The following is an 11,931-nucleotide window of genomic DNA, read 5'->3' as shown; positions in this document are numbered from 1 at the left end:
GACGGTGGCTGGCCGCGGGGCGTGGTCCCGCGGGCACCCCTTGACGCCGTTCGCGGATCCCCTCTATCATTTCCATATAACAAAAAATGTTTTCCAGTATGTGGAAATGCAGTGCGGAAGTTGTGAGGAACCTGACGAAGGGCCTGAGCCGCATCGCCACGGAGAACTTGAGCGCATGAAATAGGAGGACAGATGGACTCGCAGGATAAGAACAACGTCGTGGAATTCCCGGCGCCCGGCCAGGAGCTGTACCTGCCGTTCGGCGCTACCGATCCTGACTTCTACATTCCGGCCGACTGTGACCGCATGCCCGGGACCTTCTCCCGTTGGCTGCGCGCCCTTCCGGTATTCGGCCGGCAGCGTTCCTAGGGCTCCTGCCCCTGGGAATGAGGGACTCTGCGCAACAGAGCCAAAAGGCGGGCGGCACTGAACCCCTCACTACGGGGTGGTGCCGCCCGCCGCTTTTTTGTGAATACGCAGGTGTGGCCCGTCCGCTGCGTTCCAGGACGCAGCGGACGGGCCACACCCACGATCCCGGCTCCCGCCCAGGCGAACTATTACATTGGTAGAGCCTTGGCGATGGTCGAAACGATCATGCTCGCTTTGACGGACACCAGGATCAGGCTCACGGCGGTCAGGCCTATCAGTGCCCAAACAGGCGCGAGTCCGCGCTGCGGGGCGACCTTGTGGACGATCACTGAACGGCCCACCACGTAGACTCCAGCGCCCAGGAAGGCCCATGCCCAGTGGAAGGGGCGGACAACCCCGTCCCTCTGCAGCTTTTGCCAGTCGAGGTAGGACAAGAGAACGCTGACCCCGTAGATGAGCCAGGAAGAGATAACGAGCAGGAAATATGGAACGCTGAACGCACTGGGATCCAGGGTCGGTACGCGCCGAGCGCCTACATACCGCAGGTGGAAGACCGGATTCCAGAGCATCAGGATTATCAGCGTGATCACCGGCAGCAGCGTGACGAGCCAAATGAACGGATTGTAGACCGGCGTTTGCTTGCTGATTTCCGGGCGCGGCGCGGGCTGGACCGCCCCCGCGTATTGTCCAGGTCCGGCGTATTGCCCTGGCCTCGCGGCCGCGGGCCACGCCGCGCCGGCCTGAGCTGCGCCGGGCTGAGCTGCGCCGGCCTGGGTCGGCGGGTTCCAAGCGTTCCCAGTCCAGGCGTTACCGTCCCACCACCGTAGCTGCCCAGAGCCCGAGGGGTCCGGGTACCAACCTGGAGGAGTCGGCGTGTTGTGCTGGGGGACGGTCATGATTTGCCTCCTGATCTACGACCTAATCGAGAGGCTACTCCTAACCCCTGATGATTTTCTGTGCGGCGGCTGAATGTTTGGCAATAAGTTCCGGGATGTCCAGTCCCGGAATCTGCCCGTCCACAACCCGCCACTTGCCGCCCACCATGACGCGGTCGGCGCGGTCCGCCGCGCAGAGCAACAAAGCCGCGACGGGGTCATGGCTGCCGGAGAAGCGCAGCCCGTCGGGCTTGAACAAGGCAAGGTCTGTCTGCATGCCGGGCGCGATCTGGCCGATGTCCGTTCGGCCCAACACTGCAGCGGATCCCCGCGTCGCCCAGCCTAGCGCCCGCTCCACCGGGACGTCCGCGCCATAGCGCAGCCGCTGCAGATACAGCGCCTGCCGCGCTTCGAGGATCATGTTGGAGGCATCGTTCGAAGCCGAACCGTCCACTCCCAGCCCCACCGGAACTCCGGCGGCCTCAAGTTCCAGCACCCGTGCGGTTCCGGATGCGAGCCGCATGTTCGACGTCGGGCAGTGCGCGACGGCGGTGCCCGCGGCTCCCAGCCGGGCGATCTCGTGGTCGTCGAAATGGATGCCGTGGCCCAGCCAGGTGCGCTTTCCGAGCCAGCCGACGCTGTCCAGATAATCCACGGTGCGCAGCCCGAACATCTCGCGGCAGAAATCTTCCTCGTCGATGGTTTCCGCGAGGTGCGTGTGGAGCCGGACATCCAGCCGTTCGGCCATGGCAGCGCTCTCGGCCATGATCTCCCTGGTCACCGAGAACGGTGAGCAAGGGGCCAATGCGATCTGGATGGCCGCACCGTCTCCGCGTTCGTGGTACTTCCCGATCAGCCGTTCGCTATCCGCGAGGATCACCTCCGGGCGCTGCACGGTGGACCGCGGCGGCAGGCCGCCGTCGTCCTCGCCCAGCGTCATGGACCCGCGGGTGAGCGTGGCGCGCATGCCGAGTTCACGCACGACGCCGACCTCGACGTCGATCGCGTCCTCAAGTCCCGCGGGGAAGAGGTAGTGGTGGTCGGCCGCCGTGGTGCAGCCGGAAAGCAGGAGTTCCGCGAGCGCTACTTTCACGGCAAGTTCGAGGCTGTCCGGCGTCAGCCGCGCCCACACGGGATACAGGTTCTGCAGCCAGGGAAACAGGGGAGCGTTGGCCACCGGACCCCAGGCGCGGGTGAGCGTTTGGTAGAAGTGGTGGTGCGTGTTGATGAGGCCCGGCAGCAGTACGTGGCTGCCGGCGTCGAACGTTTCATGGCACGGCGCGGAAGGACGCTTTCCTGCGGGGACGAGCTCCGCGATTTTCCCGTCGCTGACCACGATGCCGCCGCGGGCGTCGAGCCCGTTGGCGGTGAACACTGCGAGGGGATTCTTGATCCAGAGCCGGGAAGAGGCTGGATCCGTTGCCGGGGCTGCTGGCTGGAAATCGGATGTGGGGGACACTGGAATCCTTGTCTGGTCGGCGTAGTTGCGTTCCAGCTCAGTGGTTCCTGTCTGCTGATCCAGGTTCCGGAGGGCGAGCCTGCCGGTGGCACCCAGCGTAGGTGGCTCGCCGAAATGCGTCAATGTGACCGGCGCCCAGGCCCGGCCTCCTGCCCGGCACAAAGCGCGAATTTCACATGTCGAAACTTTTTTTCCAGAAACTATGGCGCGGCTCACATCTCCGGTGCTAATCTCAATTTGCCAAAGGCGGGCACCCGGACTCCGGGAAGCTATCTACCAGGCGAAACCTTCAAAAGCACATGCTGAAGCCTGGTAATCGCAGCACTGGTCTGTCATGTTCAGATGCCTCCCTGGTTACAGGCTTCCTCAGCACTAAGGAAGTCGCACATGAGTACCACCGTCACGGCCGAACATTTCTTGGCCACTTCCATTGAGCTGGCAACAGCCAATGTCCTCAACAGCGGCGGGCCCTTCGGCGCCGTCATTGTCACCGCGGATGGCCGCGCCTTCGAAGGCGTCAACCGGGTCACCGCTACCAACGACCCCACGGCCCACGCCGAGGTCACCGCCATCCGCAATGCCTGCCGCGAGCTCGGCACCTTCGATCTCAGCGGAGCCACCCTCTACACGAGCTGCGAGCCATGCCCCATGTGCCTGGCCTCGGCACTCTGGGCCCGCATCGGAAACGTGGTTTTCGCAGCAGACCGGCACGACGCCGCATCCGTCGGCTTCGACGACGCCGTCTTCTACGAATACTTCGAGAACGAAGACCGGGACACGCTCATGCCGGTCCGCAAGCTGGAACTGGGCGACCCCCAGGCCCCGGCCATCCTGGAACCGTTCAACACCTGGAACACGCTTGACTCCAGGATTGACTACTAGGGCCCGGTGGCTGAAATGACAATCCTGGACCCCGCAGAAATGCGAACGGCAACTGAAAAGCAGGCTGCGCCTTCCGGCGCAGGGCAGACAGAAGCACGCGAAAAGCACACGGCAACCGGACTGGCGCAGCGGGGCAGCAGCCCCAGGCCCCCGGCGTCGAACTCCTTCCTGGATCGTTTCTTCCAGATCACCAAGCGTGGCTCCACGCTGGCCCGCGAATTCCGCGGCGGGATCGTCACGTTCTTCACGATGGCCTACATCGTAATCCTCAACCCCCTGATCCTGGGCGGATTCTCAGCCCAGAACGCACCCACGGATGTGGCTGGCGGATGGTTGTCCGCGGCGCAGGTGGGGGCAGTCACCGGCCTGACCGCCGGTGTCATGACGGTCCTCTTCGGCCTGATCGCGAACCTGCCGTTCGGGCTCGCCGCAGGCCTGGGAATCAACTCGTTCCTCGCAGTAGCCGTCATCCACGAAGTCACCTGGCCGGAAGCCATGGGCCTCGTGGTCATCAACGGCATCCTGATTGTCCTGTTCGGCGTCACGGGCGCCCGGACCGCGATCTTCAAGGCTGTCCCCAAGGAACTCAAGGCCGCCATCACCGTTGGCATCGGCCTGTTCATCGCCTTCATCGGATTCGTCGATTCCGGCTTCGTCCGCGCCACAAAAGGCGGACCGCCGGTACAGCTCGGCAACGATGGTTCCATCACCTCAATACCCACCCTCGTTTTCATCGTCGGTCTGCTGGTCATGGGAATCCTCGTGGCCCGTAAGATCCAGGGCGGCCTCCTGATCGGAATCGTCGCCACCACGGTCCTCGCCGCCGTCGTCGAGGCCGTCATGCACATCGGGCCTGGCAGCGCCGCCAATCCCGGTGGCTGGCACCTCAACACCCCGGTCCTGTCCGGCCAGCTGGTTTCCGCCCCGGACTTCAGCCTGGTGGGCCACTTCGACCTCTTCGGTTCGTTCTCGCGGATCGGCGGCCTGGCGGCCACGATGTTGGTGTTCACCCTGGTGTTCACCAACTTCTTCGACGCCATGGGCACCATGACCGGCCTCGCCAAGAGCGCCGGCGTGGCTTATAAGGACGGGACGTTCCCGAAGCTCAAGTCGGCCTTCATCGTCGAAGGCCTGGGCGCGGTAGCTGGCGGCGCGACGTCGGGCTCGTCCAACACCGTGTACATCGACTCCGCTGCCGGGATTGGCGAAGGCGCCCGCACCGGCCTGGCGTCGGTGGTCACCGGGCTGCTGTTCCTGGGTTCGATGTTCCTGACCCCGCTCACCAGCGTGGTTCCGCTCGAGGTCGCAGCCGCGGCCTTGGTGGTGGTGGGCGCCATGATGATGGCGCAGATCCGCGAGATCAAGTTCTCCAAGTTCTCCGTGGCCCTGCCCGCCTTCCTCACCATCGTCACCATGCCGCTGACGTACTCCATCGCCAACGGCATCGGCGTCGGATTCATCTCCTGGGCCGTGATCCACTCGGCATCGGGGAAGGGCAGGAAAGTCCATCCGCTCATGTGGGTGGTGACCGTGGGCTTCCTGATCTACTTTGCCCGCGGGCCGATCAGCGCACTCATGGGATCGTAGCCGGCCATTGAGACGGCGGTCCGGCCGCAAATCACCGCAATGAATAGGCGTCCGCCGATCGTCCCCGACCGCTAAAGCGGACGACGACGGCGGGCGGCGGTGAGGTGCGGCCGCTCCGCTAAGGACCGGGGTGGGAAATGAGAGGCCCGCCCCGGTCCTCTTCACGCAACGGGTTGTCCGTTTACCCGAAGCTCTCCTGTATAGACGCAAGGAATGAGAATATGAGGCAAGATCGCACACTGCCCCGGGCGGGTCTCCGGTCCGGGACCTCGGCAAAGGAGGTGTTGCCATGCTGGATTTGATGCCTTCGCTGGGCACGTGGCGGCCCGCGGTCTCGGGGCAGCGATGCGCTGTCGCCACCATCGTGGCCTCGGGAGGCTCCGTGCCCCGGCCGCTCGGCACGTCCATGCTGGTTTCCGAACACGGGGACGTCCTTGGCAGCCTCTCCGGAGGTTGCGTGGAAGGCGCCGTGGTGGAAGCCGCCCTTCAAGCAATGCACGACGGCGGCAGTCGCCTCGAGTCGTTCGGCTACAGCGCCGAGGACGCGTTCGCGGTCGGGCTCACGTGTGGCGGCGAGCTGGAAGTCCACATCCAGCCGACTAGGGCCGATGGCCTGGATTTGGCCTTGTTGAATGCTTCAGGAGGCTCTTCCCTGGCACTCATCCGCAGGCTCGACGCCGCGGGAGGCGCCGTCGTCGTTCCTGATCCGGCGTGTTTCTCCGCCGCTGGTTCACGGGAACTTTCGGTACTTCTTGGCGGGGATGACGCCGTGATCCGCGCGGCCGCGGCGCAGCTCGAGCCCCTCCTGCATGGCGGCCGGGCAGGGCTGGTGCGTCTCGCCCCGGCCGAAGGTTGCGGGGGCTCCGCGCCGGAAGCCGAACCCATTACTCTCTTCGTCGAAAGCCGTCTGCCCGCGGCCCGCATGCTGATCTTTGGCGCCAATGACTTCGGCGCGGCCTTGCTCCCCGCCGGGAAACTCCTGGGCTACGAGGTTACCTTGTGCGATGCCCGGCCCGCGTTTTCGAGCCAAGGCCGTTTCCTCGCCGCCGACCACCTCGTCACCGACTGGCCGCACCGCTACCTTGCCGCAGAATCAGCCGCCCGCCGGGTCGATGCCCGCACGGTCGTGTGCGTCCTGACCCACGATCCCAAATTCGATATTCCCCTGCTGGAAACAGCCCTCGCTTTGGATCTCGCCTATGTGGGAGCCATGGGTTCGAGGCGCAGCCACCGGCAGCGGATCGACGGACTACTCGACCGCGGCATACCGGCCGAGGCCCTCGAACGCCTGCATTCGCCGATCGGACTGGACCTTGGTGCCGTCACTCCCGCTGAGGTGGCTGTTTCCATTACGGCCGAAATCCTCGCGTCCCGCGCGCCGCACCCGGCCTCCGGCTGGGGTTCGCTCAAGGACGGAACAGGGCCGATCCACCACAACACCCCCGAACAAAGCAAGGTGACCCCATGGACATGAACACCATCGAGTCCGTGGTTGCCACCACGGATCCAGGCCAGTGGCGCGAGGGCGACGCCTGGCTCGCCGGCGGCACGGTCTTGTTCTCCTACGGCAGTCCGGTGGGCAGCGAGGAGCCCCTCAAGCGGTTGCTTGATCTGGGCCAGGCAGGATGGCCGGCCGTAACCGTGAGCGACGCCGGCATTGAGCTGGCCGCCACCTGTACCGTTGCCGAGCTCTACGCTCTCCCGGTGTCTGACGCCGTGGCCAGCCGGAACTGGCCGGGACTGGATCTTTTCCGCCCGTGCTGCGACTCTTTCGTGGCCTCCTTCAAGGTGTGGAACATGTCCACCATTGGCGGCAATGTGTGCACCTCACTCCCAGCTGGGCCGATGATTTCGCTGTGCGCCGGCCTGGATGCCAGGGCCACCATCCTTGGCCGGCACGGCAGCAGCCGCAGTGTTCCAGTGGCCGAGTTCGTCACCGGGGACGGGAAGAACTGCCTGGCACCCGGCGAGCTCCTGCGCAGCATCCATCTGCCGGCGTCGGCCTTGGCGGCGAAGGTGGCCTTCCGCCGGCTCTCCCTCAGCAACCTCGGGCGATCCGGGGTGCTGCTGATCGGAAGGCTCGACGCCGATGGCAGCCTGGTCCTCACCGTCACCGCCGCCACCAAGCGGCCCGTGCAGCTGCGGTTCGCCGCGGCGGAGCTGCCGGACGTTGAGCAGCTGGCCGCCGCCGTCGGGCATTCGATCCCCACGGAGTTGTACCACGATGACATCCACGGGCTCCCGGAATGGCGCCGCGACATGACCTTCCGGCTCACCGAGGAGATCCGTGCGGAGCTGTGTGGCCCGGAGGAGCCGGGCGAACCGCTCACCGTCTCGGGCGATTTCTGGCCGCCGCACGCCACTTCGCCACAGCCATCCACCCAACCCGCACAGAAGGAGGCCTGAGCATGGCAATCGAGATCAACGGAACAGCCACCGAGGCCGCTCCCCGCCCGGGCCAGTGCCTTCGGACGTTCCTGCGCGAACAGGGCAACTTCGGCGTGAAGAAGGGGTGCGACGGCGGCGACTGCGGCGCGTGCACTGTCCACGTGGACGGAAAACCCGTGCACAGTTGCATCTACCCCGCCGTCCGCGCCGAAGGGCACTCGGTCACCACCATCGAGGGGCTTTCCAGCGAGGGCGAGCTGCACCAGATGCAGCAGCAGTTCCTGGATAACCAGGGCTTCCAGTGCGGGTTCTGCACGGCTGGCATGATGATGACGGCCGCCACCTTCGACGAGGAACAGAAGGCGAATCTCCCGCGGAACCTCAAGGGTAACCTGTGCCGCTGCACGGGTTACCGTTCCATTGCGGACGCCGTCTGCGGTGGCGCCCGCAACGGGCAAAACACCTCCGACGGCGGCACGGCGGCAAGTGCCGGCCCGGAAGGTAAAAATAGGGGCCAGCTCGGCGCCAACGTTCCCGCGCCCGCGGGACGCGCCGTCGTCACCGGCACCGCCCGCTACACGCTCGATGTCCCCCCGGAACAACTCCCGGGACTGCTGCATCTTAAGTTGCTGCGCTCGCCGCACGCGCATGCTCGGATTGTTTCCATCGATACGACTGCGGCACTCCGGGTACCCGGGGTCGTCGCGGTTTTCACCCATGAGGACGCGCCTGCCAGGTTGTTCTCAACGGCCCAGCACGAGCTTTACACCGATGATCCCGACGACACCCGAGTCCTTGACGACGTGGTGCGCTTCATCGGCCAGCGGGTTGCCGCCATCGTCGCCGAATCGGTGGGCGCAGCGGAAGCCGGGGCCCGTGCCATCAAGGTTGAGTACGAACTCCTGGACGCGGTCTTCTCACCCCAGGACGCCTTGCTGCCCGGTGCGCCCGCGATCCACGGGGAGAAGGACGGGGAAACGGCCCGGATTTCCCGCCCGCAGGACAACGTCGTGGCGGAGGTCCATTCCGAGCTGGGGAACGTCGAAGCCGGATTCGCAGCGGCTGACTTCATCCACGAGAACACGTACCAGACCCAGCGGGTGCAGCACGTCGCGATGGAAACGCACTGCTCCATCGCGTGGGTGGAGCCATCCGAGAATCCAGCGGAGGACCGGCTCATGGTGCGTTCCTCAAGCCAGGTCCCGTTCCTGGTCCGGCGCACCCTGGCCCGCGTGTTCGACCTTCCCGAAGACCGCATCCGCGTGGTGGCCGGCCGCGTGGGCGGAGGGTTCGGTGGTAAGCAGGAAGTGCTCACCGAGGACCTCGTGGCCATGGCGGCCCTCAACCTGCGTCGGCCCGTGCAAGTCGAGTTCACCCGCACCGAACAATTCACCGCCACCACCACGCGCCACCCCTTCACCATCAAGGTCAAGGCAGGGACTAGCCGGGACGGCCACCTGACGGCGATGCAGCTGGACGTGGTCACCAACACCGGTGCGTACGGAAACCACGCGCCCGGAGTGATGTTCCACGGTTGCGGCGAGTCCTTGGCCGTCTACAACTGCGCCAACAAGAAAGTGGATGCGCTGGCCGTCTACACCAACACAGTCCCGGCCGGCGCCTTCCGTGGCTACGGCCTGAGCCAGATGATCTTCGCGATCGAATCCGCGGTGGATGAACTCGCGGTTGGTATCGGCATGGACCCCTTGGAGTTCCGGCTCAAGAACATGGTCAGGCCGGGGGACCACATGCTCTCCACGAACCCGGAACCGGAAGAGGACGTTTTCTACGGGAGCTACGGACTGGACCAGTGCGTGGCGTTGGTCCGGGATGCCCTCGAGCGCGGCGGTCAACGATACCGTGACGCCGGGCTCGACGATCTAGGTCCGGAGTGGGTCACGGGCGTCGGTTCCGCGCTGTCCATGATCGATACCGTCCCGCCTCGCGGGCACTTCGCCCATACCCGCCTCAGGCTCCTGCCTGACGGTGCGTTCGACGCCGCCGTCGGGACCGCCGAGTTCGGCAACGGCACCACGACGGTCCACGCCCAACTGGCTGCGACCGCCCTGTCCACCACGGCGTCGAACGTTACCGTGCGCCAGTCCGACACGGACCTCGTGGAGCACGATACCGGCGCGTTCGGTTCCGCAGGCACCGTGGTGGCCGGGCAGGCAACCTTGCTCGCGGCGCAGGAACTTGCGCTGAGGATCCGGGCCGTGGCTGCCGGGTACGCGGGTGTTTCGGAGGCGGATTGCGTGCTCGAAGACGGTGCTGTGCGCTGCGGTGAGCGGGTCTTGGCGCTCGCGGAGGTGTACGACGCCGGGCAGCAACAGGGCGTGGAACTCGCCGCCGAAGGGCGTTGGGGCGGAACCCCGCGTTCGGTCGCCTTCAACGTCCACGGATTCCGGGTGGCCGTGAACACCGGCACGGGGGAGCTCAGGATCCTGCAGAGCGTCCAGGCGGCCGATGCCGGCGTCGTGGTCAATCCACGGCAGTGCCGCGGCCAGGTGGAAGGCGGAATCGCGCAGGCGCTGGGAGTCGCGCTGTATGAGGAGGTCCGCGTGAACGAAGCAGGCAAGGTCACCACCGACATCCTGCGGCAATACCACATCCCTACCTTCGCCGACGTGCCGCGCAGTGAGGTGTACTTCGCGAAAACGAACGACCAGATGGGGCCGCTCGGTGCGAAGTCCATGAGCGAGAGCCCGTTCAACCCCGTGGCACCTGCGCTGGCGAACGCCATCCGTAACGCCACAGGGGTGCGGTTCGCGGCGCTCCCCATCTCCCGGGACAAGATCTACCTTGCGCTGAAGGACGCCGACGCCTCCACCCCCACCCAACTGGCTCGCATTTAATGTCGTTTTGAGGCCTCATAACGACATCTACTGCGAGCTAGTTGGGGGGGCTAGTCGCTGAGGAGGTGCAGCTTGTCCTTCGTGTCCACGTCGGCTCCGTCGGCGAGATCGCTGCAGTCGACGACGTCCACCAGCCCGGGGTGCGCTGTGAGGAATCGGCGTGCGCCGGCGTCGCCGACGGCGGACTCGGCGACGTCGGCGCGGAGGGTGGCGTCGACAATCAAGGGGTGGCCGCGCCGGAGTTTTATTGTGTTGCCACCCCCGAAGGCGGCTTCCGCGTATCCAGCTGCGGTCACACGGCCCGGTCGGTGCGCGGCAAGCAGCCTGGCGACGACGCCGGGGGTCAACCCCGGCTGGTCGACCAGGGCCACCATGACGCTGTGGCCGTGGGCAGCCGCCGCAACACCCGTACGAAACGAACTGGCCATGCCGGACGCCCACTCCGGGTTGTCCACCACGAGGTACTTGCCCAGCTCCGTCGCGCGGCGGACATCCTCGGCCCCGGCCCCGAGCACCACCACCACCTCTAGGCAACCGCCGTCGAGCAATGTCTTGGCGAGCACCTCCACCAAGGTGTGGCCGCGGAAGGGCAGCAGCGCCTTGGGGCCGAGGCCCAGGCGCGTTCCTGCGCCGCCGGCCAACAGCACACCAGTGGTGGGCGCGGTGCTGGAATCGTTCATGGGGTTCACCCTATCCATGTGCCCCGCGAGGTCTCTAGGCTCACCTCGCATTCCACTATAGGTCTACCGAAAAAGGTTGAATATTACCCATGGGTAGGCCTTCTGGCAGGCTCCCATGGCCGATATTCTCTTATGGACTTCACGAGAGTCAGTGGTCATCGAAGGGGATGCAATGACGTATCCGCGGTGGAAAGAGGTTTTATGTCTGGCATTTTCGAAATCTTGACGGCGGGGGAGCAATCGTTCCGTTTCCGGTTGAAGGCTGATGATGGAACGGTGGTGGCGGTGTCGCCCAAGTTCCCGGATATCGCGGCCCTTGTGGCCGGTATCAACGCAGTCAGGGAGAATGCCGCCACAGGATTCGTGGTGGATCGACGCTCGCTCGGAGCGTAACAACAAATCGGCGGTAGTGCTCACGGAGCACTACCGCCGATTCTTTTACAGCTGTTAGGAGTCGCCTCCGGAACCGCCTGTGGTTCCGGCAGTCACGTCAAGAAGCTTGTACCGGTCAATCGCGTACGACGGCGCACTCGGGTCAACCTCGCCCCTCGCCGCGAGGAGTTGGAGGGCTTTCACGACGATGGAGTGGGTGTCGTTTTTGAAGAAGCGTCGTGCGGCTTGGCGGGTGTCGGAGAATCCGAATCCGTCGGCGCCGAGGGAGGCGAATTCGTTGGGGATGAATTGGCGGATCTGGTCCGGGACGGCTTTCATGTAGTCGGTGACGGCGATGACCGGTCCGGTGGCGCCGGCGAGTTGCTGGGCGACGAACGGGGTGCGGGGTTCTTCGCCGGGGTTCAGGAAGGCGTGTTCTTCGGCGGCGAGTCCGTCGCGTCGGA

General features: G+C 65.5%; 11 protein-coding genes. 7 read left to right on the top strand and 4 right to left on the bottom strand.

Features of this window, described 5'->3' with window-relative positions:
* Positions 1–192 precede the first annotated feature (192 nt).
* Positions 193–369, top strand: coding sequence for a hypothetical protein (locus AB4074_RS12440; RefSeq protein ID WP_269995742.1), 177 nt, complete (start codon positions 193–195; stop codon positions 367–369).
* A gap of 188 nt (positions 370–557) precedes the next feature.
* Here the strand turns inward: AB4074_RS12440 and AB4074_RS12435 are convergent, their stop codons facing one another.
* Positions 558–1,265, bottom strand: coding sequence for a DUF2510 domain-containing protein (locus AB4074_RS12435; RefSeq protein ID WP_441413647.1), 708 nt, complete (start codon positions 1,263–1,265; stop codon positions 558–560).
* 40 nt (positions 1,266–1,305) lie between these two features.
* On the bottom strand, positions 1,306–2,703 hold the full coding sequence (locus AB4074_RS12430; protein ID WP_441413646.1) for an 8-oxoguanine deaminase: 1,398 nt from the start codon (positions 2,701–2,703) through the stop codon (positions 1,306–1,308).
* Between the two features lie 387 nt (positions 2,704–3,090).
* Between AB4074_RS12430 and AB4074_RS12425 the strand changes: the two genes are divergently transcribed.
* The 5 genes from AB4074_RS12425 to AB4074_RS12405 all read left to right on the top strand — a co-directional run bounded on the left by AB4074_RS12425 (position 3,091) and on the right by AB4074_RS12405 (position 10,415).
* Positions 3,091–3,585: a nucleoside deaminase gene (locus tag AB4074_RS12425; RefSeq protein WP_441413645.1), complete on the top strand. Its 495-nt coding sequence runs from the start codon at positions 3,091–3,093 to the stop codon at positions 3,583–3,585.
* 15 nt (positions 3,586–3,600) lie between these two features.
* The gene (locus tag AB4074_RS12420; protein ID WP_441413723.1) at positions 3,601–5,172 is read left to right on the top strand and encodes an NCS2 family permease; all 1,572 of its coding nucleotides are present in this window, start codon (positions 3,601–3,603) and stop codon (positions 5,170–5,172) included.
* 289 nt (positions 5,173–5,461) lie between these two features.
* Positions 5,462–6,646: an XdhC family protein gene (locus AB4074_RS12415; RefSeq protein WP_441413644.1), complete on the top strand. Its 1,185-nt coding sequence runs from the start codon at positions 5,462–5,464 to the stop codon at positions 6,644–6,646.
* Complete coding sequence (locus AB4074_RS12410; protein ID WP_441413643.1) at positions 6,637–7,578, top strand: FAD binding domain-containing protein; 942 nt, start codon at positions 6,637–6,639, stop codon at positions 7,576–7,578. Before AB4074_RS12415 ends, AB4074_RS12410 begins: the two co-directional genes overlap by 10 nt.
* 2 nt (positions 7,579–7,580) lie before the next feature.
* Positions 7,581–10,415, top strand: a complete 2,835-nt coding sequence (locus tag AB4074_RS12405) for a molybdopterin-dependent oxidoreductase (RefSeq protein WP_441413642.1) — start codon at positions 7,581–7,583, stop codon at positions 10,413–10,415.
* A gap of 50 nt (positions 10,416–10,465) precedes the next feature.
* Here the strand turns inward: AB4074_RS12405 and nboR are convergent, their stop codons facing one another.
* Positions 10,466–11,095: a nicotine blue oxidoreductase gene (gene nboR, locus AB4074_RS12400; protein WP_441413641.1), complete on the bottom strand. Its 630-nt coding sequence runs from the start codon at positions 11,093–11,095 to the stop codon at positions 10,466–10,468.
* Positions 11,096–11,296: 201 nt separating this feature from the next.
* On the opposite strand from nboR, the gene AB4074_RS12395 reads away from it, so the two are divergent.
* A complete protein-coding gene (locus AB4074_RS12395) occupies positions 11,297–11,488 on the top strand; it encodes a YegP family protein (protein ID WP_234753445.1) in 192 nt (63 codons plus the stop codon).
* Positions 11,489–11,542: 54 nt separating this feature from the next.
* Here AB4074_RS12395 and AB4074_RS12390 read toward each other — a convergent pair.
* Positions 11,543–11,931 (bottom strand): transketolase-like TK C-terminal-containing protein (locus AB4074_RS12390; protein WP_441413640.1); only part of this gene is annotated, 389 nt, incomplete at its 5' end.

It is taken from the genome of Arthrobacter sp. 2MCAF14 (genome assembly GCF_052115645.1).
Classification (GTDB): Bacteria; Actinomycetota; Actinomycetes; order Actinomycetales; family Micrococcaceae; genus Arthrobacter.
Note: the sequence above shows the minus strand (reverse complement) of the source record. Positions and strands in the feature narration are given on the sequence as shown.